The 22607-nt window shown below is 52.6% G+C and carries 18 protein-coding genes, 2 tRNA genes and 1 pseudogene; 11 read left to right on the top strand and 10 right to left on the bottom strand.

Annotated features, from left to right (window positions below; all coding sequences use genetic code 11):
• Positions 1–86 precede the first annotated feature (86 nt).
• On the top strand, positions 87–1208 hold the full coding sequence (locus XM38_RS21670; RefSeq protein ID WP_088431026.1) for a histidinol-phosphate transaminase: 1122 nt from the start codon (positions 87–89) through the stop codon (positions 1206–1208).
• A 64-nt stretch (positions 1209–1272) separates the two neighbouring features.
• Here XM38_RS21670 and XM38_RS21665 read toward each other — a convergent pair whose 3' ends face one another.
• Both XM38_RS21665 and XM38_RS21660 read right to left on the bottom strand, forming a co-directional pair.
• Positions 1273–1845: a hypothetical protein gene (locus tag XM38_RS21665; protein ID WP_225889378.1), complete on the bottom strand. Its 573-nt coding sequence runs from the start codon at positions 1843–1845 to the stop codon at positions 1273–1275.
• A gap of 376 nt (positions 1846–2221) precedes the next feature.
• On the bottom strand, positions 2222–2815 hold the full coding sequence (locus tag XM38_RS21660) for a GNAT family N-acetyltransferase (protein WP_080813607.1): 594 nt from the start codon (positions 2813–2815) through the stop codon (positions 2222–2224).
• Between the two features lie 231 nt (positions 2816–3046).
• Here XM38_RS21660 and XM38_RS26200 point away from each other — a divergent pair, with 231 nt between their 5' ends.
• From XM38_RS26200 to XM38_RS21645, 3 genes are all read left to right on the top strand, one after another.
• Positions 3047–3976, top strand: a complete 930-nt coding sequence (locus tag XM38_RS26200) for an energy transducer TonB (RefSeq protein ID WP_088431024.1) — start codon at positions 3047–3049, stop codon at positions 3974–3976.
• Between the two features lie 106 nt (positions 3977–4082).
• Positions 4083–4153, top strand: a tRNA-Gly gene (locus XM38_RS21650).
• Positions 4154–5004: 851 nt separating this feature from the next.
• Positions 5005–6071, top strand: a protein-coding gene (locus tag XM38_RS21645) for an ISKra4 family transposase (RefSeq protein ID WP_088429129.1) whose coding sequence is annotated in 2 segments (ribosomal slippage) — positions 5005–5161 and positions 5161–6071 — 1068 coding nt in all. Because the reading frame shifts where the segments join, the coding sequence is not laid out codon by codon here.
• Positions 6072–6440: 369 nt separating this feature from the next.
• Here the strand turns inward: XM38_RS21645 and XM38_RS21640 are convergent.
• Positions 6441–7931: pseudogene (locus XM38_RS21640) on the bottom strand (IS1380 family transposase).
• A 250-nt stretch (positions 7932–8181) separates the two neighbouring features.
• On the opposite strand from XM38_RS21640, the gene XM38_RS21635 reads away from it, so the two are divergent.
• The 5 genes from XM38_RS21635 (at position 8182) to XM38_RS21615 (ending at position 10748) form a co-directional block, all read left to right on the top strand.
• Positions 8182–8424: a hypothetical protein gene (locus tag XM38_RS21635; RefSeq protein WP_137455200.1), complete on the top strand. Its 243-nt coding sequence runs from the start codon at positions 8182–8184 to the stop codon at positions 8422–8424.
• Between the two features lie 67 nt (positions 8425–8491).
• Entirely contained in the window at positions 8492–8719 is a 228-nt protein-coding gene (locus XM38_RS21630; RefSeq protein WP_080813734.1) for a hypothetical protein, read from the top strand.
• Between the two features lies 1 nt (position 8720).
• Complete coding sequence (locus XM38_RS21625; protein ID WP_080813736.1) at positions 8721–9128, top strand: putative toxin-antitoxin system toxin component, PIN family; 408 nt, start codon at positions 8721–8723, stop codon at positions 9126–9128.
• A 597-nt stretch (positions 9129–9725) separates the two neighbouring features.
• Positions 9726–10118 carry a VOC family protein gene (locus tag XM38_RS29215; RefSeq protein WP_080813738.1) on the top strand — a complete coding sequence of 131 codons (393 nt, stop codon included), beginning with the start codon at positions 9726–9728 and terminating at the stop codon, positions 10116–10118.
• A gap of 180 nt (positions 10119–10298) precedes the next feature.
• Positions 10299–10748 (top strand): GFA family protein, encoded by a 450-nt coding sequence (locus XM38_RS21615; RefSeq protein WP_306441554.1) that lies wholly within the window; start codon positions 10299–10301, stop codon positions 10746–10748.
• Positions 10749–10908: 160 nt separating this feature from the next.
• Here the strand turns inward: XM38_RS21615 and XM38_RS21610 are convergent, their stop codons facing one another.
• Positions 10909–11550 (bottom strand): TetR/AcrR family transcriptional regulator, encoded by a 642-nt coding sequence (locus tag XM38_RS21610; protein ID WP_080813743.1) that lies wholly within the window; start codon positions 11548–11550, stop codon positions 10909–10911.
• Between the two features lie 133 nt (positions 11551–11683).
• Here XM38_RS21610 and XM38_RS21605 point away from each other — a divergent pair, with 133 nt between their 5' ends.
• Complete coding sequence (locus tag XM38_RS21605; protein ID WP_080813745.1) at positions 11684–12655, top strand: Rieske 2Fe-2S domain-containing protein; 972 nt, start codon at positions 11684–11686, stop codon at positions 12653–12655.
• Between the two features lie 217 nt (positions 12656–12872).
• Here the strand turns inward: XM38_RS21605 and XM38_RS21600 are convergent, their stop codons facing one another.
• The 3 genes from XM38_RS21600 to XM38_RS21590 form a co-directional block, all read right to left on the bottom strand.
• Positions 12873–14456: an NAD(P)H-quinone oxidoreductase subunit 4 gene (locus XM38_RS21600; RefSeq protein WP_088431022.1), complete on the bottom strand. Its 1584-nt coding sequence runs from the start codon at positions 14454–14456 to the stop codon at positions 12873–12875.
• Positions 14457–14621: 165 nt separating this feature from the next.
• On the bottom strand, positions 14622–16703 hold the full coding sequence (locus XM38_RS21595) for an NAD(P)H-quinone oxidoreductase subunit 5 (protein ID WP_391540790.1): 2082 nt from the start codon (positions 16701–16703) through the stop codon (positions 14622–14624).
• Positions 16704–16977: 274 nt separating this feature from the next.
• On the bottom strand, positions 16978–18330 hold the full coding sequence (locus XM38_RS21590; protein WP_080813749.1) for a hypothetical protein: 1353 nt from the start codon (positions 18328–18330) through the stop codon (positions 16978–16980).
• A gap of 147 nt (positions 18331–18477) precedes the next feature.
• Here XM38_RS21590 and XM38_RS21585 point away from each other — a divergent pair, with 147 nt between their 5' ends.
• Positions 18478–21225 (top strand): cation-translocating P-type ATPase, encoded by a 2748-nt coding sequence (locus tag XM38_RS21585; protein WP_391540820.1) that lies wholly within the window; start codon positions 18478–18480, stop codon positions 21223–21225.
• 145 nt (positions 21226–21370) lie between these two features.
• On the opposite strand, the gene XM38_RS21580 is transcribed toward XM38_RS21585, so the two are convergent.
• The 3 genes from XM38_RS21580 to XM38_RS21570 all read right to left on the bottom strand — a co-directional run bounded on the left by XM38_RS21580 (position 21371) and on the right by XM38_RS21570 (position 22529).
• Positions 21371–21443: transfer RNA gene (locus XM38_RS21580), tRNA-Phe, on the bottom strand.
• Positions 21444–21607: 164 nt separating this feature from the next.
• Positions 21608–22045, bottom strand: a complete 438-nt coding sequence (locus tag XM38_RS21575) for a PPC domain-containing protein (RefSeq protein WP_080813751.1) — start codon at positions 22043–22045, stop codon at positions 21608–21610.
• 232 nt (positions 22046–22277) lie between these two features.
• On the bottom strand, positions 22278–22529 hold the full coding sequence (locus tag XM38_RS21570; protein WP_080813753.1) for an NblD family protein: 252 nt from the start codon (positions 22527–22529) through the stop codon (positions 22278–22280).
• Between the last annotated feature and the right edge of the window lie 78 nt (positions 22530–22607).

Here is a 22607-nt window from a genome sequence, read left to right as displayed (position 1 = left end):
GGGCCGGTCAGCAGTCTACTGGTGATGGCGACGCCCTTCTCAGTGCCCTCTCAGTGTAAAATCTAGCCTTTGTGCCGACTATTGCCATGTCCTTGCCGTATCTTCGCCCCGATTTGCTGCAGTTCACTGCCTATGCCCCTCATCCCCAGGGCAATGATGCTACGCCACCGCCAGCAGCTATCGATCAGCTGGATACCAACGAATGCCCCTATGATCTACCGCCGGCGTTGAAGCAGAGATTGGCCTGGCAGTACCAGCAGGAAATCGCCGCCAATCGCTATCCCGACGGCAGCCATGGGGAGTTGAAACGTGCGATCGCAACCTACGTGCAAGCCAGCAGTGGCCTAGCAGGCATCACCGCCGCTCACATCTCCGTGGGCAATGGCTCCGACGAATTGATTCGATCCCTGCTGATCGCCACCTGCCTCGGCGGTGAAGGGGCCATATTAGTCAGCCAGCCCACCTTTTCCATGTACGCCATCTTGGCCCAAACCCTAGGGATTCCCGTCATCAGTCTGGAGCGGCAGCCAGAGACCTTCGAGCTAGACCTCGAGGCCGCGGAACGGGCCATGGCCCAAGCCGAAGTGCCGGTGCGGGTGGTATTCATGGTGCACCCCAACTCACCCACGGGCAATGCCCTGACCCCAGCCGAACTCCACTGGCTACGACACCTGCCGGAGACGGTGTTAGTGGTCGTCGACGAAGCCTACTTCGAATTCAGCCAGCAAACCACCGGCGCCGATGCCCTCAGACGCCCCAATTGGCTAGTGCTACGCACGTTCTCCAAGGCCCTGCGCCTGGCTGCCCATCGAGTCGGCTATGCCCTAGCCCAGCCCCCCTTGATTCAAACCCTAGAAAAGCTAAGGCTCCCCTACAATCTGCCCAGCATGTCCCAGGCTGCTGCCCGCCTAGCCCTGGCCCATGCCTCAGAGCTATTGGCCATCGTGCCCCAGATTCAGGCCGAACGGCACCGGCTGATCGAGGGCTTACGGCCTTATCCACAGTTACGGGTATGGCCCAGCCAGGCCAACTTCATCTACGCTCGCCCCAGCCAGCCTCAGGGGCTAAACTTAGACACACTGACGCACCGGCTGCGGCAACAGGGCACCCACATTCGCCACACCGGCGGCGGGTTGAGAATTACCGTCGGCAGCCCGGCAGAGAATCAGCGTACCTTGGCCCGCTTAATTCCCTGGCTGGAATCGTAATCTAGCCGATACCATATTACCCAGTACGTCACGGCAGCCCGGCAGCGACATGCCGTTGCCCCTGCTATATCCGCTGTCGCGCCCGCTGCACCGTCTGCGGCAGAACTCCGACCAGCAAGGCAAAGGCCTGATCGGGCACTTGATCGACAATTTTCTGATCGAAATAGCTCTTGAATTGCTCCAGAATCATCTGAGCTCGGTCGATGGGCACCGGTTGATCCGTGAAATTCTGGGTCAACCGAATCCATTGCAGACGGATACGTAGCGCTTTTTGCTGATCTTCGTAGGACTCGGGTTGCACCAGCGACAAATTCCCCAAGGGGATCACCGCCTGGCAGTCTTGATCGAAGGGACCGCCGACAGCCGCCCCTGGTCCAGCGAACTCAGTGTAAAACCCCTTATCAATAAGGAGGCCATTGCGACGACGGCTATTGACGATCCATAGTCGATCACCGTGAAGCTTTGACAAAATCGCATCGGTGCCCAATAACCGTTTCTCGAGTTGCAACGTCTTATAGTCTGGATGGGATGGAGGCATCATGTCAGACCGATGACCTGGATAGCCAGGATGGTCGTAGGGGGCAATAAAGGCGTTGGCACAGGTAAGGGAATCACACTGATTCGTCGTGTAGGGCATCCCAAACACTAAGCGAGACGATGGTAGTGCACGTATACGATAGCGTCGTATGGACTCTATTTTAGAGTAGTCACTTCAGTCTTCCAGTGCGGTTCTTAAGCAGTCGCTGAAGGTAACGTAAATTTCTCCGGACTGGCATTAATTGTTATGTGAAGGTTGGTGCGGCCCCTGGCCCCTGATCGCAATACATTGAAGCATATCTCAGGGGAAAATTTAAGGATCGGGGCCCCCTGGTCTCAGCAACACAGCGGCTCGACACCGTCCTATTGCCAGGCAAGCCATCTCGGGGCAGCGCCCAGATAGGCTAGGCTGGCGACAACTGCCAGAACTAGTGCCGGATCAGACAACCGCGCCTCGTCTCACTAGGCTTTGATAGTTATGCCGCTAGGGAGGATGAGCCCAAAGATTTACTCAAGAGTAGGCGACGGGGTTGCAATCCCAGCGCCGAGAGGGGGGTTGATTCAGCCTGCTGTAGGAGAAATCCGGCCTTGTAGTACAGCTGTTGGGCGTCCCGGTTATCCTCCATGACATGCAGGTACAGATGGTCGAATCCCCAATCCCGGGCCACGGTTTCACAGGCGCCTAGCAAGCGCAGGGCGATGCCGCGACGGCGATATCGCAATCCTACGGCTAAATTAGACACGTAGAGCTGACCATATTGGGGAATTTGCCAGGGCCAATGGGACCGGCGAGAGAGTTCGACGGTTCCCACCAGGATATCGCTCCCCGAGGGAAGGTTGCTATCGCCGCTAATGGCTGTCAGGCAAACATAAGGAGACTTGGGTGAGCGCAGCCGATGCCTGAGCTCCTCACTGATACTGAGCCGTAATATCGGGTATGCCCAACGCAGCCAGCCTGTGGGCGGATAGAAACTGGTGACGAGTAACTCGGTTAGCTGGTCAATATCCTCCGGGCGGGCGGCCCGCACCCGGTAGGTCATCCTTGGTGTGACTGAACCATCAGGGGTCATGATTGGCGTTACGCCCTCGCCTAGGCAGGAGCCATTCTATTGAAAACTATATCGTTAGCGGCTGCTTGTTTTCAGCAATGGCCCTATCAGGCCTGGCTCGCTCCCCAGGGTTTTATCTGCCAGCACTGGTACGAGCCCTGGCATCAGTGGCCTGCTAGTGGTTACCTATGCCGGAAGTCTGGCTAGCATGGAAGGACTCAGATGCGATCGCATCCACGTTTCTAGCCAGCCATGTTTCTAGATCTGCTGCAACGGCTGCATCGAGTCCGCTACAGTGACCCTCCCTATCTCTGGCCAGCATCAGTCATCTTGGCCGGGGGGCTCCATAGCATGGCCTTCATCCTCTTACGCACCCTAGTATTATTGCCCACCTTACCCAGCCCCGCCCCCCCCGCCATTCCGATTCAGCTGCTGCGAAGCGCCCCTGAGTCTGGGACGGCGAGCGATGCAGCCCCTACGCCCCTGCCCAGGACTGCCGCGCCAGCGTCACCCTCTACCGCGGCTACCCCAGCCCCGGAGATCGCCTCGACTTCTCCCCAGCCAGGCAGCCCCCCTACCCCTCAGGCACTCCCTACGCCTACGCCTACCCCCACTTCCCGGCCCACCTCGCCCACCGCCTCCGCTTCTGCTTCTGCAAGTCCCTCTGCCGCTGCAACCACCCCCACCCCGTCGTCGCCTCGACCGTCCTCACCAGTCCCAAGCCCACCGCCTGCCCCTGGTCCGCCTGCCCCTGCCAGCCCTCCCGACCCGGATGGCTCCCCAGGGGAAGACACCACCGCCAACCGCGTCATTGGCCAGTTGATTCCCCGAGACATTCGTCGCAACCCTCAAGGACAAGACTTCCCAGACCAGCTGCCCCAGCTTGCCGATGGGGCCACTGCCTTGGCCCTACGCCCTGCCCTCAGCGGCTGTGGCCTAGCCAATCTAGCCAGCCTATTTACCCTGGGGTCAGGCACCTATCCCCTGAGCCTGCAACTTACCGTCGAGACCGACGGCACCATTTCCAATGCTGAGATTCTCTCCGGTAGCAATCAGCCCGCCCTAGATCAACTTGTTGCCTGCACCTTAGAACAAACCCTTACCCTGCAACCGGCTCAGACCGCAGGCAGCCCTATTCCCACCGATGCTGTCATCCTAGAGGTGACGGCGGCGCTACAGTAACCCGCCGGGCTTGGATCCTGGAGCATGGCTGTCAAATCGAGAGGCCATCTCCGTAGGACGAGGAAGTGTGCTACCCTAGCGTAGGTCTGCAGCCGTAGGACCACTGGCGGGCGTAGTTTAGTGGTAAAACCTCAGCCTTCCAAGCTGATGATGGGGGTTCGATTCCCCCCGCCCGCTTTCCCCTGTACAGCAGTGCCGCTTCCCCGACTCGGACAGGACCAGATGAGGGGGTAGCTGCTGTCTCTTCGGCCTGAACCGCCTCGGTGGCCGTCTCATCGGCGGGGGCGGTGGTGGTAGCGGTAGGAGCCTGACAGCCACCGGTAGCAATCGCCAGGGCCAGAATCCCTGGTGAGGCGGTGCCATTGGAGCAGCGAGCAGGGTCGTTTCCCGTAGTCTGGCAATGTCCTGGACAGTGTATGGAGCCAAGTATAGGGAGCCAAGTACATAGTGGCCATGCCATTGAGACAAGGTAATGGCCGAGAGTGATAACCCTCGAATACCTAAGCATCTCCCTCGCATACCTTTTCCATTCCTACCGCTAGCACCTCATTGACTGACAAAACCTGCTAGAACCCAGACTATCCAAAGGGGCAGGTTCCCTGCCCCCTACAGCATCCGAAATCTGGTAAGGGCGCGGAAACCGCGCCCAATGCAGAATCTTTTGTCAGTCAACCAGCGCTAGCACTCGCAGCGATAACCCTAAGGGATTGAAACAACCGGTTTGATTCGAAATAGATACCGCTACCTCCTTGAGTAACATCGATGGTTTTTAAACAGATACCACTATCACCTTTAGCAACATGTATAGTTTTTAAATAGGTACCACTATCACTTCGAGAGATACCGCTATTACCTTTAGTAACATCGGTGTTTTTTAAATAGATACTGCTATCTGTTTTAACAACGTGAATGATTTTTAACTAGGTGACACTGGCTCCTTTAACAACGGGGATGATGGGAGCATCTCATTTTTGCGAGAACCCAGCATCTGTGCTGAGATGAAAGGGTAGTCTCTACCCCAAAAGCTCTTGTCCCCCGAAGACCAAGCCGCCTTAGCCCAGCATAGCCGCGAGATTGCCAAGATTCTGCATCGCAATAGCCCTCCTGAAGCCGTTGACACACTTGAAGGCATTGAAACGACGGTGCGGCAGCAGATGCTGGAGCACGTCAGTCCCGAAGTGGGAATTTTTTTGTCGAAGCGTGCACCCAAACCCAACGGGGACGCCCCCGGCAGCTAAAAAGTGTTCTGGGGACCCTCCCGATTCGGGAACAGCAAGCCCAGCGGTTGGGCCTCGAACCCCACGGTCGTCTCAGCCCGCTCTTTGAGAAATGTGCGTTGCGGGTTGCGGCCTGCCAAAGCTATGGGAAAGGCGAAACCGACGTGTCCGTTTTAACGGGGATGTCGTTGAGTCATTCAACGCTGCAACGCCTCGTGCAACGCCAACGTGAGACCCCACCGGAGGCGAAGCAGACGGTCACCGAGATCAGTGTCGATGGCGGTAAAGTGCGCCTGCGGCATCCGGAAAAAGGCGAACCCAGTTACTGGAAAGAATACAAGAGTGCTCGGGTCGAGAATCTGTACTATGGGGCGGCGTTTCAGGCAAATGACTGGCTGCAAGACTGGCTAAATAGCCAACCGTTAGCGAACCCCATCATCTGCCTTGGCGATGGGCATCGGGGCGTCTGGGCGGTGTTTCGTCCCATCGCCACCGTGGAAACCCGTTTAGAAATTCTCGATTGGTACCACTTGGTCGAAAACCTCTATGGAGTTGGGGGCTCATTAAAACGGCTGAAACAAGCCAAAGCTCTGTTATGGGAAGGGCGGGTTGATGAAACCCAGGCGTTATTTACCGACTGCGCTCTGGAGCAAGCCCGGCGATTCTGTGATTACTTGGAGCGACATCGTCACCGAATTGTGAATTACGGCTATTTTCAAGCTGAACAAATCTGTTCGATTGGCTCAGGTGCAGTTGAGTCAGCCATCAAGCAGATTGACCATCGCATGAAACTCCCAGGCGCTCAATGGGTGCCCGACAATGTTCAGCAAGCCTTGCAGGTGCGATGTGCCTATCTGAATAGAGCCTACGATTGTTGATGTTTTTGCAACTTTGAGATGCTCCCGGGATGATCCTTAAAGAAGCTGAGTTCGGGATTAAGAGCAGCCTCGGCAAAAGCAGACTAGCCATTCGCAGGACCTGTCTACGCGCTATCCCGGATTTCTCACCAGTGCTCATCGAAGGCGGCTGAGCTGGCCCAAATTGGATGAGCAGTGTGGGAATCGAGTAATGGGATAAAGATGAGCAATATTTTGGGTTTCGTGAGCCATGAGCAAGGCTGTTGTGGTTAAAGTTTTCCTCTTTTACTAGCCTCCAGTCATGGCAAGCCGAGGGTGTTGAATTTCACCCTTGACAAGAGCCTAGAAAAGCTGGATTGAGAAGACCTAATTTTTTCCGAATTGCCAAGGCTATCCGGGTCGAGGGAGTCGCTGCAACTGTCGATAAGCAGCTTCAAAAATGGCTTGTATGGGCGCAGCGGAGCCGAACGCCACGAGGATACGGCGCACGGAGACCCGAACCTGAGCACCGAACTTCAGCAGCTTGCGTCGAATAGTGCCGCCCTGAGCATCAGCCAGTTCAGTATTGGCCAGCGCCTTGAGACGTAAAGCCTGCATCAAGACATAGGCAAAGGATGAAAACCAGAGCCTGAGCTGATTGCTTTCAAATTCATGGGTGGAGGTGCGGTCGCTAAAGAGGTCGAGCTGATGCTCCTTGATGCGATTTTCCATCTCGCCTCGGGGGCAGTAATAATAGCGGTGGAGGTGAGCGGGATGGGCCTGCTGGGGGCTCAAAGAGGTAACGACAAAATGGCGACGCGGTCCGTTGCCATCGTAGGTGAGCTTGCAAATGACGCGACGCTGACGACTCCAGGACTTGGCAGTGCAATAGCTCAAGGACTGATGCCAGAGCTGGGGGGGAACCAAGCGGTTGAGTTCGGCGGCCAATTCACCTGGTGTCTGCTCTAACAGGGGGTCTAGGGAAGCAGCGACTTCTTGGCGTTGGGCCTCATAGGCCGCTTTGGCCCGCTGTTAGAGCCCCCAAGTCAAAGAGCGCAAGCGGTCATTGCTGCTGTGGGCAAAGACAAAGTCCACCTGGGGCTGCTCCTCACACCAGAGCATGATGTCATCTCGACAGTAGGCACTGTCGCCGCGCACGAGAATCTTCACCTGGGGCCAATGACCTCGAATTTGAGCGATGATGCGTTGAAGTTCTTCCAAGGCACCTCCAGCGGGGTCCACATTCGCCTCTCGCAGTTTCGCGCTCAACAAATGACGGCCACAGAAAATGAGCAAGGGCGTGTAACACTCATGGCGGTAGTAGCCATTGAACGCTGACCCTTCTTGAGTTCCATGGGTGGGGTCATCGGTGACATCCATGTCCAGGATGATGGATTTCGGTTCCTTCTCCATCTGCTCGATGAACAGCTCCACTAAGAGCGCTTCCATTGCAGCTGGGTCCAAGCTCATCTTCACGTAGCGCGAATCGAATAGGTCGCCGGGCACATGCATCGCTTGCTCCAAGCGATTGAGGGTGCTCTTGCCCGCCAACGGCGCACAGCGCGGATGCTGGCTTTCTAGCTGCTCTAGGACCACCCCGAATAGCCGCTCATGGCGCAAGTCATCATGGTCATTGAGGTCTTCGTATCCTTGCACCAGCCCATAGAGCCGTTGGCCGATGAGCGTCTTCAACTCATGCTGCACCCGGCTGGCATCTCGATGATCCGTAAAACAGGACGCAAGACGCTCGCTGATTCGATACAAGTTGTCCACTTCTCGAATCAGCAGCAGCCCGCCATCGCTGCTCAGGTCGCCGCCGCTGAAGTCGGCTATTATTTTGCGCTGGCTCAGACGGCCAAATTCGTAGCTCGGCAAGTTACACTCTGTTTGGGTCGGGGTCATCTTTACAAGCCGCTGAATGTCTTGTGGTTATTACATTCTCGCTGGTTTTTGACCCCGATTCCTCTTCTCTGGTGAGATATCCGGGTTACCTGTCTCGACTTTAGCTGAATGGCTTGATTTTAGTTATGGTGAGGAAAAGGGCTATGGCTGGATTGACGAACTAAGAGGTAGGACACGCCCTTGGTATGCAGAAGATGGCTATGTTGAAGTTGGAAAAGGAGCTGCAAAGGTCACATCTTCACTCTTTAATGTGGCTAGCAGATATGCAGGAAAAGTAGTAGAGAAGGAAATAGATCGTCAGCAAGCAAAGGTGCTTCCGTCTTTTCAAAAGCTCGTAGCCCGTAATAACGTTTTAGAAGGTTATGTTGAGCAACATAAATTGCTAGAAGCATCAAATACTACCCCTACAGATTTTGAATCTCAGATGCAAGCCATAGCTGAGTCTGAATCAATCGATGAATACTTAATTTTAGAGCATTCTGAGGAAAGATAAAAAAACTTCAGGAGAGTTTTCCGCCTTTTTAATTTAATTTAAAGAAAGCTAAAGGGAGGTCAAGTATATGGAAACACGTACAATTGCAGTTCGTGTAGACGCTGAGACAGCAGATGCTTATGAAGCATCATCTGAAGTAGATCGCAGAAAGATCGATTTGCTGATAAATTTAAAACTAAAAGAGGTAGTCAAAAAAGTTAGACCTCTTGAAGAAGTGATGGAGGAAATTAGTCGTAAGGCTCAAGAGCGAGGCTTAACTCCAGAAATCCTTAGTGCTATTTTAGCCGAGTCATAAATTGCGTTTTGTTTTCGATACCAACACTGTGGTTAGTGCTCTTCTGTTCAAGGATTCAATTCCAGGCAGAGCACTCTATTTTGCTTTGGCCCATGGAAACATATTGATTTCTTCGGAGACCATTACAGAATTAATTGAAGTCATCAATCGCCGAAAGTTTGACAAATATCTAACCAATGATGAACGTGAGGAATTTTTAGAATCACTTTTGGTTAGAGCTGAACTTGTCGAAGTTCTAGAAGACTTAAAGATTTGTAGAGATCCTAAAGATGATAAATTCCTGAATCTTGCATCGAGTGGTGAAGCTAATTTTATTGTGACTGGAGATGATGATTTACTTATTCTGAAATCATATCGCGATATTCCAATACTTAATGCTAAGGATTTCCTGGAGCTGTTTTCTCGCTAACAGTGAGCAGCCACATAACACCTCAGCGCAGTGGACGGAAAATAATCGCTGGTTTGTTTGCAAAGCCCGCTTGCCGCCGCTGGCTTTTACCGTTATGCCGCAAGATCTCCATTGAATCGCTTGAGGGAAAACATATGAGCAAGGGAGTAGGGTGGGCATTATCTTGTCCGAAATCTTGGCTAACCTACACTCAAACTACAATGCCCACCGCTGAAAAAATTGGTGGGCAAACAAAGCTTACAGACGCTAGCAAGGATTATCTATCCTAGTTTTGCCCACCCTACCTACTACTCTCGCTCGGCCTTCTATGATGTTTCTGTCCGTCGGCTCGCAGCTTTGCTGCTGGCTTCCTCCAGACCCTCCCTCGCGGGAACGCCCTTGCCTTAAGCTAGTAGTTAGCATCACTCGGCTCCGATAACTTTCGAGCATTTGGATGTTGGTTCTCCTACAGGGGACTTTCACCCCATTGATTCATGCCCATGCCGGGCATACACAAATCGTTGGAGAGGGATGTTTGTTCCGCTACGCGCTTCGCGCTACGCTCCAAAAACGCCCCTCAGCTCCGGCGTTGGGCGTCATAAAAATGGAAGCTGAGCAATGAGAATAGTGGTGAACATTGACGTCCCGGAACTTGCGCCAGCGATAGCATTCTACTGCTCCGCTTTGGGTTTGGAGCACAACCGCACGTTGGACGACGACGTGGCAGAACTAATAGGCACGTCTTCGGTAATCTATCTTCTACAAAACCCTCCGGACTCAAATTCGGCAGGTATCGCATCGGAGACACGCAGGTATTCCAGACATTGGACACCAGTTCATATTGATTTCGTTGTAGACAACATCGCGGAGGCGGCAAAACGAGCGCTCGAAGCAGGCGCAGGCCAGGAAAGTGAATGCATTGAATGGAGAGGTTCAAAATGCATAACGTTCTCGGATCCATTCGGCCATGGGTTTTGCCTTATTGAGTTCGCGGGGAAAACGTACAGCTAGTGCGACGCATCCGCTCGTGTCGGTTGGATTGAGGCGCGAAACCCGCCACCTACAGGCTTTAGCCAGTGCTAAGCTATCACTATTCACAAGTAAAAGACGCAAGCTAACAACGCCCATGCGCGCCGACCGTTGAGAGTTTATCGGTTATGCTTCAAAAGCTATTTGCGGTGGGTATGGGTAGTGTTATGTATCTGTAGGAGGAAGATTGTGGAATCTATAACAGAGCATCATGGTACTTGTCTCTGCGGTGCAGTCCGTGTCACAGCTAAACCGAAGAATGATAGCATTAGCGCTTGTCACTGCACGATGTGTCGAAACTGGGGTGGCGGTCCGCTTTTTGCCGTCGAGTGTGAAAGTGACGTGAATTTTGAGGGCGCCGAGCATATATCCACCTTCAGTTCTTCAGAGTGGGCCGAGCGCGGCTTCTGCCAGAAATGTGGCACTCATCTGTTTTACCGCTTAAAGCAAGAAAGGCATTATGCAATCCCTGTTGGGCTCTTTGACGGCGGTGACCAGTGGAGATTCACTGAGCAGATATTTATTGACCAAAAGCCCTCATTTTACTCGTTTTCAGAAAAAACGAAGGATCTTACCGGCGAAGAGGTTTTTGCCCAGTATTCCGGAAAATAAGAGCTCATAGGGTGAGCATTATCTTGTCCGAAATCTTGGCTAACCCACACTCAAACTACAATGCCCACTACTGAAAAAATTGGTGGGCAAACAAAGCTTACAGGGAGGAAGCAATATCTAAAACTTTCTCCTTTACCCGACTGCATGAGCAGATATGTGTTTAAGCAGCTATACCTGCAAGAATGAAATTGACAGTCGTTTCTGTTTGCTGCTTAACCATGTCAAAGCTTAGGAGGTCTTTATTAGGGTCAAGGTATTTTAAGTTTTCATGGGCATCGAAATAAAACGAGCAGACACCCAAGATATTAATTGTTGTTAGAAACGGATCAACCTGGCGGAATTTTTCCTCAGCGATTCCTCGTTCCAGGATTTCTACAATCGTTTGAAAACCCGCTTGCCATCCTGTCTCTGCACCGTAGCGACCTTGATTCTGAATAGCTTCCTGGAACCATAGCATTCCGTGCCAGCGATTGCTGACCTCAAATCCAATATAGTTTCGGATAACTGCCTCTAGCGCCTGATCTGCGGACAGTCTTTCCCAATCAATGGGTTGAAAGGCGTTGTTAATATCATCAACAAGCTGCTGCAAGACAGACCGATAAAGGGTTTCCTTATTTTTAAAGTAGTAACAGAGCATCGCTTTTGTAACACCGCTACGAGTGGCGATCGCCTCTGTCCGTGCGCCAGACAGACCATACTGTGCAAATTCTTCAATCGCAGCCGACAGAATATTAGCCTTTGTAATTTGCGGGTTACGGCTTTGCTTTTCCCTCTTGGCAGCAGAGTTAGACAGTTTGGGCATGACCTATATTGATCCAGCGAACAGACTACTCTATCCAGCCTAACTCTTGGTTTTCCCTCAGAGGCACTTGACAGATTAATTAAACAGGTGTTTAATTCACTAAACAGATGTTTAGTTGGGGATTCAATACGCTATGCAACCTATTCTTCCTGGTGCACCTTGGCTCATCGCACATAAGTCGATGCTGGAGACCAACAGCCCTTGTAAAATCACGCTGAATGGTCAAGATTATGTCCTTTGGCAGAGTGCCTCTGGAGAGGTTTCCGCTCTTAATAACGTTTGTCCACATATGCAAGCTCCATTGTCTAATGGCTGGATTTGTGAGGAGTGGAATACGATCATCTGTCCATTTCATGCTGTGGAATTCGATGGCTCAGGACGTTTATTGCGAAACGATGAGTGGAGTCGTGTACCGCTGGCTGAACCGTTAGAGTTAATTATTGATGGTGATTTCATCTGGACTTATGGCGGGTTTGAGCCTCGGTTGCCCATTCCTGACTTGCATAGGAAAGTTGCATCTGAATATGAATTTTTGGGAGTAACTGCTCAGAGAAGCATTCAAAGTGATTTCTTGAGCAGTCTGATGATCAATTATGATCACGATCACCAAAACGGTACCCATAGAGAATTTTTCAAAGTCAAATCTACCCGATCTACGTTCCTTGAAAAAGATGGTGTTTACGCTAAAGTTTCCCAAGTAGCTGAGAAAGATGACTATACATCCGAAGAAATTGAAGCCAATCCGATGTTGGGAGCAATTCCGGAAGTGATGAACAACTTTCTTGAATATGTTTTTCCATCGACCCAGTTCTTTTGCTTAAATTCCCCCGATGTTAAAACGTATCAAGGTCATATTCTCTATCCAGAGACGGAAAATATGACTAAAACTTTTATTCTGCTCTATGCAAAATTCAGCAACTCTGAATTGAAGTCAATCATGCAGGATTCTCTGTTAAATGCAGCTTCGATTGTGGTTCAACAAGATGCTGATTGTCTTGAAAGTTTATATCCAAGGCAGAAGGCAAAAATTCATTTACCCAATGAAGAGATTATGTTCTATGCAGAAGAACTTTACAAAAACTGGAACCATTCATTAGTAGTCTAACACTGCGTGGCAGCGGACGGAACAGAGTTTATCGGTGAGAGTTCGAGGTTGTCTGCCGCTGCACAACTTCACCGTTAACAGGACTTCTAGACCAAAGCCCTACCTCCCTAGGGAGATAGGGCGTAACTTGAACAGAGCTTCTAACTTGTGGGCTACCGGTATACTGTCCTTTGGGATAATCAGCCAGTCGGGTGTAAGTTGACTGGCCAATGACTCACTATAATTTGGGAGCTTGCAGCACCGGCAGGGCTGCCATGGGAGATCCGTCTGCATTGGTCTCAGCCGTCACCAGGGCCGCATCCCGCAACCGGGTCGTAATTTTCAGGGTGGTGGCATCGTACATTTCGGTCAGTAGCTTGGGATAAAGGCCGAAGCCAACGATAGGCACCAACAGGCTGGCGATGATGAAGACTTCCCGAGGCTCGGCGTCAACTAGGACTTCGTGCTCCACTAACTCTTTATTTTCCGGGCCATAGAAGATTTCCCGTAGCATCGAGAGCAGGTAAATGGGAGTGAGAATTACCCCGACTGCCATCAAGATAACGGCTAATAGCCGGAACCCAAGGCTGTAGGCGTCGCTAGTGGCGAAACCAACGAACACCATCAACTCCGCCACGAATCCGCTCATCCCAGGTAGGGCCAGGGATGCCAGGGAGCAGGCGGTGAACATGGCGAAGATCTTCGGCATCCGCTTACCGACGCCACCCATCTCATTCAGGATCAGGGTGTGAGTCCGATCATAGGTCGCCCCCACCAAGAAAAAGAGGCTGGCGCCGATTAATCCGTGGGAGACCATTTGCAAGATCGCTCCACTGAGGCCCAAGTCCGTAAAGGAGGCCACCCCCACTAAGACAAAGCCCATGTGGGAGATAGAGGAATAAGCGATCTTGCGCTTTAGGTTGCGTTGGGCAAAGGAGGTGAGGGCGGCATAGATGATGTTGATGATGCCGAAGATCACTAAAACTGGAGCAAAGTAGCCGTGAGCATCGGGCAACATTCCCACGTTCATGCGAATCAGGGCATAGCCCCCCATCTTGAGCAGGATCCCAGCCAACAGCATGTGTACTGGGGCTGTTGCCTCGCCATGGGCATCCGGTAACCAAGTATGGAGGGGAATAATCGGCAACTTGACGGCGTAGGCGATGATGAAGACCCCGTACATGAGAAATTGAAACCTGAGGGAATAGGCCTTCTCTGCCAAGGCTGACATGTCGAAGGTAATGGTGTCCCCGTAGAAGGCCATGGCTAGGGCTGCGACCAGAATAAATAGGGAGCCTCCAGCGGTGTAGAGAATGAATTTGGTGGCGGCATAGAGGCGCTTTTTCCCTCCCCAGATGGCCAGCAGCAGGTATACCGGAATGAGCTCCAGTTCCCACATCAGGAAGAACAGCAGCATGTCCTGCACCGCGAATACTCCGATCTGGCCGGAGTACATGGCTAGCATCAGAAAGTAGAATAGGCGTGGCTTCAAAGTGACAGGCCAAGCTGCCAGAATTGCCAGGGTGGTGATAAAGCCTGTCAGCAGGACCAATGGCATGGAGAGGCCATCGACCCCTAGCGACCAGTTGAGGTCGAGTTGAGGTACCCAGGTATAACTTTCGACCAGTTGCAGACCGGACGCACTGGTGTCATATCCCTGATAGAAGGCCACCACAATCAGGACGAAATCAATCAGCCCTACGGTCAGGGCATACCACCGTACTGTGCGCCCGTCTTTATCCGGCAAGAAGGGAATGGCCCCAGAAGCGACGATGGGCAACAAGATAATGGTTGTTAGCCAGGGAAAGTTGGCAAGCTCCATAGCAATAGCAGTTGTGGGTAATTGCGATGTGATTCAGCAGCAGTGTATGAGTAAGCCCCGACCTATCCTATAGCAGAGCTTCCGTTAGGAATAGCGGCAAGGACAACATGGGGCCAGGGCTTTATCGTCTTTTTATGGAGAACCCTACTAGGACGGGGCCGAGAATCAGGTAATCCCTGAAATTAGCACCAGACTCAGGACGGCTCCAAACACGATCAGCGCGTAGAACTGGGCTCGACCATTCTCTAGGTATTTCAACCCTTCGCCAGAGATCAGGGTGACAAAGCCAGCTAGGTTGACGATGCCGTCGACAATACGGATGTCAATCTCCAGAACTTGTTTGGCTAGCTTGCGACTGCCTTGAACGAAGACCACCTCGTAGATGTCGTCGATGTACCACTTGTTGAGGGAGAACTGATATAGAGGCTCAATTTGACGTGCGATCGCACCGGCATCTAATACCTTGAGGCGGTACATCAGCAGAGCCAGGACAATGCCCCCCAGGGCAATGGCCACAGAGCTACCAGCCATCACCAGAAACTCCTGCCAATCAAATGCCTCAGCATGCTCCAATAAATTCATGGCTTCTCCAGGAGCATGAATAAAGGCTTCAAAATAATTGGCGAAGGGCATGCCCATCAACCCCAGCAGCGCCGATGGCACTGCCAAGATCAGTAATGGCAACGTCATTGAAACAGGTGACTCATGGGGCTCATGGCTGTGGTGCTCATGCTCGTCATGGGCTGCTGTTTCACTATCTAGGGTCAACTCCTGGGGATTCATCGCCCCCGGTCCCAGCGATAACCCCAGCCGCTGCAACTCTTCCCGCTTCAACTGCTGGCGAATCTCAGACTGGTTGCCGCGAAAGCTCCCTTCAAAGGTCATAAAATACATGCGGAACATATAGAACGCCGTAATGCCAGCGGTAATCCAGCCCACAGCCCACAGTGCTGGGCTCACCGCAAAGGTAGAGCCGAGGATTTCATCCTTAGACCAAAATCCAGCAAACGGTGGAATTCCGCAGATGGCCAACGTCCCCACCAAGAAGGTGAAAGCTGTCACCGGCATAAACCGGCGCAGTCCTCCCATTAACCGCATATCCTGAGCCAGAGCTGGATCATGGCCCACGACTCCCTCCATACCGTGGATGACCGATCCAGAACAGAGGAACAGCATCGCCTTGAAATAGGCATGGGTGGTTAAGTGAAAGAGACCGGCACCATAAGCTCCTACCCCCATAGCCATGACCATATACCCCAACTGGGACATGGTGGAGTAAGCTAGCCCCTTCTTGATGTCATTCTGAGTAATGGCAATACTAGCGCCCATGAAGGCAGTGACCGCCCCTACCCAGGCCACCGCAGTCATAGCCGTCGGTAGTTGTTCAAACACCGGGAACATACGGGCGACTAGGAAGACCCCGGCTGCCACCATCGTGGCCGCGTGAATTAGGGCCGAAATCGGCGTCGGACCCTCCATGGCATCTGGCAGCCACACATGCAGAGGAAACTGGGCCGACTTAGCCATGGGGCCAAGAAACACCAAAATCGCAAAGACAGCTGCCATGGTCGCACTCAGACCACCCGACTGGACCAAATCCGTCAGACGCTCGCCCATGATGTCAAACTCAAAGCTGCCTGTCGCCCAGAACAGCGCCAGCATACCCAGTAGCAAACCAAAGTCTCCTACTCGGTTGGTCACAAATGCCTTCTGACAAGCATCGGCGGCTGCCTTGCGGTCATACCAAAACCCAATCAATAGATAGGAGCACATCCCCACCAACTCCCAGAATACGTAAACCTGGAGCAGGTTTGGGCTGACCACCAATCCCAGCATGGATGAGGTGAACAGACTGAGATAGGCGTAAAAGCGGACATAGCCTGGGTCGTGGGCCATGTAGCCATGGGTATAGACCATCACCAGAAAGGCCACCGTAGTCACCACCACCAGCATTAAGGCCGCTAGGTGGTCAATGGTGTATCCCATGGTCAGACGAAAATCTCCCGCTGAAGCCCATTCCACCATCCGGTTAAAAGGCTCATGCCCCTGGAGCTGACTCCAAAACAGCACAAAGGACAGCACCATTGCCGCCCCCGTCAGAGAGACGATAGCAATAGCAGAAGCTTGTCGCAGCCGTGTTGTGGCCTGGCTATAGGAAATTAAACCCGTGCCAACGACCATGGCACCTAACAGAGGTAGAACAGGTACCAACCAAGCGTAGTCGTATAGGGCGTCAATCGATTCCATGTATGTGCCTACTCCATTTTCTCCGAGTTGGCAAAACCGCTTACATTTTTACACAGTCTTCCTGCCTGGAAATCATCCGTTAGAGCAATCAGGAGCTGACTTTAGTCAGGATTTATGAAATTTTGCAAAGGCAACATTTTTATGAGCAGGGGCTGAAGCCATTGCCCTGAGCTGTGTCAAGGAGCCTGTGACTTCTCGAGCAGTAAAGTGCTTAAGGAAAAGATCTCAGTCGTTGAGCGATGACTCCTCCGGCAAAAGCTTTATGGATGGGATGTCAAGGATTTAGCTGAGTCAATTTATCCTCGGCAGACGCCAGCATTTCCTGGGCTTCCGAGTAGACGGTTGTGCCTGACTGTACCCTGTGTAGATCATTGACAATCCCCTGCAGTCGACTGGCCATTTGATTGGCCGTTAGTTGGCTCTTATTGAGGGCCAGCAGCTGTTCTGTCTTGCGCTGAGCAGACTCAAAGGCTCGCACAGAGGCCTCTTCTGTCGCCAGCCTGACCTTAATCTCCTCTAGATTACTGGTATAGGTTGCCAGTAAATCCTGGGCCTCAAGATAGCTATCATCCTCTGGTTGGATATCTTCTAAGCGTCTAATCGACTCCTGCCATAGAGTCGCGGCACGACGCCAGGTCTCAACGGGATGGGGAGGATTCTGAGACGCAGCGGCGGCCCTCTGGGCAAATGCTTTAGCCGCACCAATCACAGATGAGGTCCGGCTGCTGCCGGTCACCATGCCAGAAACCCTTTCATAGTCACGACGATAGGCCTCTAGCTTGGTGGCGGCACTGCGGCCTGCGTAGGTCCCAGCTGGAATTTCATTCAGCTTATCCATACCTGCTTGCCATGCGGCCAAGGCCTGGGCTTTAGCTGCTGCTGTCGGAGCTGACTCATAGGCCTGTTTGGCGGCATCGACCTCTTCAGTGCCTGCCTCTAGCAGGGCCTGAGCATTTTGCTCTTGGAAAACTTTCGCCTCCATGCGGCCAATGGCAGCCCTGGCTTCCTGAAATTCATCGAAGGTAAAGCGCCAGCTGCAACCAAACCAGCCGCAGTAAGCCTTGGGATAATAGCCCAAAAACCAGACTGGCAACCCATCTAAGTGCTGTTGGGCCTGGGTAACCTTCTCGGCACCCAGGTCAATATCATCGAAGCTGGTAGCTTGATTCACCAATTGATCCGCCTGCTCTACCAAAGAAACCGCCTGACGGTAGTCGTGATCCATACGGATGTAGCTAGGCAAGAGAACGATCGGAGCAACTCGAGCCACTGGCCAGCGCACCATCGGGTAGGGTAAGTTCAAGACCCAGATTCCTGCTGCCAATAGGGCAGTCCCCATGGTTGCCTGGGTGAGGCATCCTAGCTTCTGTCGCACTGAGGCAACCTGACTCGCTCTAGTATTAGCCTTAATGGCCTGGCGCAGCACCTGTTCACTGAAGTCAGGGAAAATATCGTCGATGGTGTTTCGGAGCTCATCGAGGGTGACCGGTGGCCCTTCCGCCTGGCAAAATTTTTCTAGCCGACGCAGTACGATATCTTGCCGTACCTTTTCTAGGGGTTTAGACGCACACAGGCGCTGGACCTCAGCTGCAAGAATATTAAACGCACGATTATTGAGACGAGCCATGGAAATCCTGAAGGCCACGCTGGACTAGATACTTCTCTAGAATACCTTCACGGTCTACTGCCACGATTCAGGATGACCTGCAAGGGGCAAGGCAATCAATACCTACAATTGCGTGTAAAGCTCTGTTCTCCAGCAAACGATATGGAAATGCCCATGCGTCAGCCTGTTTCGTCTTCGACCACGTCATCTGAACCGCCATGGCATCAAGTCTCGGCAATTGATGTTGTCCACTATCTCAGGACAGATTTGAATACTGGGCTACTAGCCTCAGAAGTGGCCCTGCGGCAGGAGCAATATGGGGTCAATGAGCTAAAGGGGCACGGTGGGAAAAGCTCCCTTGTTCGCTTTCTGAGGGGGTTTCACCAGCCTCTGATTTATATCTTGCTGGGGGCCGCAGGGGTGGCTTTAGTTCTGCAAGACTGGGTAGATGCTGGGGTGATTTTTGCGGTTACTCTGATCAATGCCACTATCGGCTTTGTTCAGGAGTCAAAGGCAGAGGATGCGATCGCAACTCTAGCCCAAGCCGTCACCACTGCAACCACCGTCATTCGAGAGGGGCAGAAACAACGACTCAACTCCCGAGATCTGGTCCCAGGCGATTTGGTCCTGCTAACCTCTGGCGACAAAGTGCCTGCCGACCTGCGCCTGTTTCAGGTGCGGAACCTGCAAGTCAGTGAAGCCGCCCTCACTGGCGAATCAGTGCCCGTCCAGAAATCTACCGACCCCCTGCCCCCTGATACCGGCTTAGCCGATCGCCATAATATGGCCTATGCCGGCAGTCTGGTTACCTGCGGGCAGGCCCGAGGCATTGTAGTGGCCATTGGCAACCAGACCCAGACCGGGCAAATCTCCCAGATGATGGCCCATAGCACCGGGCTGGTCACCCCCCTGACTCGCAAAGTCGATCGTTTCAGCAAGACCCTACTCTACGTCATTCTGGCCCTGGCAGCCGGCATGTTTACCATCGTCATGGGTCAGCAAGGCAGCTGGACTGCAGGATTTAAAGCAGCAGTGGCCCTAGCGGTAAGCGCCATTCCAGAAGGCTTACCCGCCGTCATCACCGTCGCTCTGGCCATTGGGGTAGGGCGCATGGCTCAGCGCCATGCCATTATCCGGAAACTCCCTGCCGTGGAAACCCTGGGCAGCACCACCGTGATTTGTTCCGATAAAACCGGCACCCTCACCGAAAATCAAATGACCGTTCAGGCGATCTATGCCGGGGGCGAAACCTACCAGGTTAGCGGGATAGGTTATGGAGCCAAGGGAGCCATCCTCAAAGACAACCAGCCAGTGTGCTTAGATGGGGTACCCCCCCTGCAGGAGTGCCTGCAATGTGGCCTGTTGTGCAACGACTCTCACCTGCAGACAGACGACAGTCAAGTATCGGTTGTCGGCGACCCCACCGAAGGGGCGCTAATTGTCTCGGCCCACAAAGCTGGATTAACCCTACCTCTCCTGGAAGCGACCTTTCCCAGATTAGATACGATTCCTTTTGAATCCCAGTTCCAGTACATGGCCACCCTGCACCGGGTAACCGCACAACCCGATTGCCATCGCATTTATGTGAAAGGGGCCGTAGAAGCCGTCTTGCAGCGGTGTCAGCACCAGCTAGATAACCAGGGTAACCCCATCGAGCTAGATCGAGTCGCCATTGAGCAAACAGTCCATACCTTCGCTAACCAGGGCTTACGAGTACTGGCCTTGGCTCGCAAGCAAGTATCGTCTCAACAGCAGCATATTGACCATGACCATTTACACCATACCCTCACCTTCTTGGGCCTCCAGGGTATGATCGACCCACCCCGGGCCGATGCTATCGCCGCCGTGAAGACCTGCCAGTCTGCTGGCATTCAAGTGAAAATGATTACTGGCGACCACGCCCTCACTGCCGCCGCTATCGCCCGCCAGATGGGGTTGAACCAAATCCTGAATGCTCCCACCTTCACCGGCCAAGCACTGGCAGCCATGGCCGATGCTGAATTAGCCAACGCCCTGGAAACTAGCGCCGTATTTGCCCGGGTGGCGCCAGAGCAAAAGCTCCGGCTGGTGAAATCCCTGCAATCTAAAGGAGAAATTGTCGCCATGACCGGCGATGGAGTCAACGACGCCCCAGCCCTCAAGCAAGCAGACATCGGCGTAGCCATGGGCATCAACGGCACAGAAGTGGCCAAAGAAGCCGCCGACATGATCCTCACAGATGACGACTTTGCCTCCATTGAAGCCGCGGTAGAAGAGGGGCGCACCGTCTATGGCAATCTGCTCAAAACTATCGGATTTATTCTGCCAGTTAACGGTGGAGAAGCCTTAACGATCTTGGTGGGTGTCTTGGTGGCAGCAGCCCTACCGATTTTACCGGTACAAATTCTTTGGGTGAATATGGTCAGTTCCGTTGCCCTCAGCGCCACCCTAGCCTTCGAGCCCAAAGTACCCGGCACTATGCAGCGTCCTCCTCGTCCCGCCAATGAACCATTGCTGTCTGGCAGGTTGCTCTGGCGGGTTCTAATTATTTCGGTGTTTAACCTGGTAGCAGTCTTTGGCATGTTTGAGTGGGTCTGGCAAGCCACCAGCAATCTCACCCTAGCCCGTACCATGGCCGTCCATAGCCTGGTTGCTGCTGAAACCTTCTACCTGCTGAGTATTAGTCAATTTATTCCCTCGCTGTGGGCTCGACTGCGACGAGCTACTCAAGACATGGGTCAAGAAGTGGCTTGTATGCCTGCCATTGGCGTAGGAGTCGTCTTACTCTTGCAAATTCTGTTTAGTCAGGTTCCTGCTATCAACCCCCTGTTCGACACTCAACCCTTGACCCTAATTCAGGCAGTATCGTGTATTGGTGCTGGTATACCGGTAACTCTACCAGCTTTGATCCTGAAATGGTTTGTACCTCTGATTTAGGCAGGATAGTCCTTCCACGACATCATAGACGATAGCGATGTAAGCGCAGGATCAAAATCATAGCCCTACCTGCCAAGGTATAGGTATCCATGACCTCTAGCGGTAAGCATTAGCCTCACTTATCGATTCTCAATGGCTGAAACGATGCCAGGAGGCGGACTTGAACCGCCGACACGAGGATTTTCAGTCCTCTGCTCTACCGACTGAGCTATCCCGGCTCGTACTGATTCCAGGTCTGGACCTGGGTTAAGTTTAATTTGATGCTTAATTAAGGTAGCAAACTGAGTGAGCCCATAGCAAGATAAATTTTTACGCCGCTCTCAGTGCAGCGAGGTATCTCGTCCCCCATGTCTGAGTGTCCGAGATACCCCGTGCTACCTACTTAAATTTCTCGCAGTCTGGCCACTTTCAGGTAAAATTCGCCGGTACCCTGTCCGGCATAGGCCCGTACCCGTACCGTGTAAGTTCCTGTCTCTGTAATCCGAGCAAACAGCAGAGAGTTAGTGGTGCCATCGGGACCGTCATCATTTTCACCAACGGTGTTGCCATTGGCATCCATCAAGGTAACGAGGGTATCAAACTCCTCAGAAATGACATCAATGGCTACCTGGTCACCATCTTCTAGGTACACGGTGTAATCGCGGGCAAATCCGCCAAAGCCCGTGGGAATATCGTTTTCTGTAAGAGTATCGGTAATTTCACGGCTGGCTGGCATCTCAACAGGGTTGTAAAGGGCCGTTTGGGCATGGGCCCCAAACGTGCTGATTCCCACTGTGAGAGCAGCGATGGGAAAACACAGAGAAAGTCGAGTCAGTTTCATCGATGTAATCGCTAGTAATGTCTAAGAGTATTCCATCTCAAAAAAATATCCTGATCTAGGCGATTGAACTCAGCCTATCTGGCCGGTTCAGCCAGCCCTTGGATGAGTATTTAGCTGGAACACTCTAAGGCCAGTTGTCTGTGCCATTATGGCCCACTTTCTGACTACAGCCATGAAGACTAGCGACAACTTCGCCGAAAATTTCCTGAGGTTGCTGAGGTTATCAGGTCGGCTACAATTCTGTTTCTTGTGAAGGTGTTTCCTGTGAAGGGGGTTGGTCATGCCTGTAGAAGTCGTCTGGTTGCGGTGTTTGGGAGGCAGCTTGGCGGTTAATGCAACTGGGTTTATCTACATAGCGACAAACCCTGGCATATAGCTTAGAGCGGGTTCCAGGGGGACCGGCTGAAAATAAGACGCGATCTCCTCCGACAATGCCCACCATGATCTTGACCCCACAGATGGGACAGGTTTGAATGTCAGCCATGGACACTTGAAAATATCGTCAAACAATATTGCTAAGGTGAACGGATGTTCGCCTTTCAGTTTAGTATAGAGGACTACT

Source organism: Halomicronema hongdechloris C2206, from assembly GCF_002075285.3.
GTDB lineage: Bacteria > Cyanobacteriota > Cyanobacteriia > Phormidesmidales > Phormidesmidaceae > Halomicronema_B > Halomicronema_B hongdechloris.
The sequence above is the reverse complement of the archived record's forward strand: the minus strand, read 5'-3'. Positions and strand labels throughout refer to the sequence as shown.

Coding starts and splice junctions, on each gene's coding strand:
- XM38_RS29215 (WP_080813738.1), top strand. CDS start 9,726: ATGAGAATAGTGGTGAACATTGACGTCCCGGAACTTGCGCCAGCGATA.
- XM38_RS21670 (WP_088431026.1), top strand. CDS start 87: ATGTCCTTGCCGTATCTTCGCCCCGATTTGCTGCAGTTCACTGCCTAT.
- XM38_RS21660 (WP_080813607.1), bottom strand. CDS start 2,815: ATGACCCCTGATGGTTCAGTCACACCAAGGATGACCTACCGGGTGCGG.
- XM38_RS21600 (WP_088431022.1), bottom strand. CDS start 14,456: ATGGAGCTTGCCAACTTTCCCTGGCTAACAACCATTATCTTGTTGCCC.
- XM38_RS21610 (WP_080813743.1), bottom strand. CDS start 11,550: ATGCCCAAACTGTCTAACTCTGCTGCCAAGAGGGAAAAGCAAAGCCGT.
- XM38_RS21575 (WP_080813751.1), bottom strand. CDS start 22,045: ATGAAACTGACTCGACTTTCTCTGTGTTTTCCCATCGCTGCTCTCACA.
- XM38_RS21605 (WP_080813745.1), top strand. CDS start 11,684: ATGCAACCTATTCTTCCTGGTGCACCTTGGCTCATCGCACATAAGTCG.
- XM38_RS21570 (WP_080813753.1), bottom strand. CDS start 22,529: ATGGCTGACATTCAAACCTGTCCCATCTGTGGGGTCAAGATCATGGTG.
- XM38_RS21585 (WP_391540820.1), top strand. CDS start 18,478: ATGCCCATGCGTCAGCCTGTTTCGTCTTCGACCACGTCATCTGAACCG.
- XM38_RS21665 (WP_225889378.1), bottom strand. CDS start 1,845: ATGCCCTACACGACGAATCAGTGTGATTCCCTTACCTGTGCCAACGCC.
- XM38_RS21595 (WP_391540790.1), bottom strand. CDS start 16,703: ATGGAATCGATTGACGCCCTATACGACTACGCTTGGTTGGTACCTGTT.
- XM38_RS21630 (WP_080813734.1), top strand. CDS start 8,492: ATGGAAACACGTACAATTGCAGTTCGTGTAGACGCTGAGACAGCAGAT.
- XM38_RS26200 (WP_088431024.1), top strand. CDS start 3,047: ATGTTTCTAGATCTGCTGCAACGGCTGCATCGAGTCCGCTACAGTGAC.
- XM38_RS21590 (WP_080813749.1), bottom strand. CDS start 18,330: ATGGCTCGTCTCAATAATCGTGCGTTTAATATTCTTGCAGCTGAGGTC.